Below are 449 nucleotides of genomic sequence, written 5' to 3'. Positions count from 1 at the left end.
TGGGCAGGTGAAACGCGACAGCGGCTTGCCGCTTCCGGCGGAAACAAGGCAAAAAGCGGGAGCGCTGCTTAGAGACGGATGGACGCAGACGAACGTCGCGAGAAGATTGGGCATAAGTCAATTCGCTGCATTGAGGATTAGGCAACGCATGAATTTACCGGACATCCCGAGCCCGCCGCTGCGCTCACCTCAAATAAGGAAGGACGTCATTGCCGGACTGCAGGCCGGAACTCCGCCAGCGCGGATCGCGCAGGATATGCATCTCCAACCCGAAACCGTGGAGCTCATGGACCAGGAAAATCGCCGCGACAGGCTGGCGGTCGACGTACTCCATATGCAGGCGGCTCAACCGGAAGCCGGTGCGGGACAGCCTCCTGTTCCGACCGGGCCGGGCGGATCTGGATCGCCGCAACCAGGCCCTTCCACCCGCAGGGACACGCCTCCCCCGA

General features: G+C 62.6%; 1 protein-coding gene. It reads left to right on the top strand.

Translation table 11 applies throughout. The features are described from left to right. Positions 1 to 148: 148 nt before the first annotated feature. Positions 149 to 449, top strand: a 301-nt coding sequence (locus PQR42_RS45660) for a hypothetical protein (protein WP_408496133.1), incomplete at its 3' end; no start/stop codon positions are given.

Source organism: Paraburkholderia sediminicola, assembly GCF_046027355.1.
In the GTDB taxonomy this organism is placed as follows: domain Bacteria; phylum Pseudomonadota; class Gammaproteobacteria; order Burkholderiales; family Burkholderiaceae; genus Paraburkholderia; species Paraburkholderia sediminicola_B.
Note: the sequence above shows the minus strand (reverse complement) of the source record. Positions and strands in the feature narration are given on the sequence as shown.